The organism is Pyxidicoccus trucidator, from assembly GCF_010894435.1.
Classification (GTDB): Bacteria; Myxococcota; Myxococcia; order Myxococcales; family Myxococcaceae; genus Myxococcus; species Myxococcus trucidator.
Genome location: NZ_JAAIXZ010000126.1, coordinates 1 through 383 on the forward strand (window position 1 = coordinate 1; position 383 = coordinate 383).

The 383-nt window shown below is 57.2% G+C and carries 1 pseudogene; it reads right to left on the reverse strand.

Annotated elements, in window-relative coordinates:
• Window positions 1–242, reverse strand: a pseudogene (locus G4D85_RS49110) (hypothetical protein); the annotation flags it as partial.
• Between the last annotated feature and the right edge of the window lie 141 nt (window positions 243–383).

Sequence of the window (383 nt, forward strand, 5' to 3'; positions counted from 1 at the left end):
AAAACCGCGAAGGGTGACGCTTCGATGAGCGCGCGATATTCTCCCGTGAGACGATCCGTTTCCTTGACGATGGAGGCTTCGCCAATTTCGCCGTAGAGAGTTTCGAGAGCATCGATGGTCGAGATAAAGGTCATGCTCTGATTTGATGCGACTTTGCTCGAGCGATCAATCGCTTCGTTGTCGAGGCTGCGAGGAACGCGATCGGAAAATAAAAAGGGCGGCCCGAAAGCCGCCCTTTTCAATTGGATGAATCGCCGAGATTACTCGCCGACTGGCTGGTCGCGCTGCGCCCGTTCGGCTTCGCGCTCGGCCTTGAGCTTCTCAGTGACGTCCTCGCCGGTTTCCTGGTCGACGACCTTCATGGACAGGCGAACCTTGCCGCG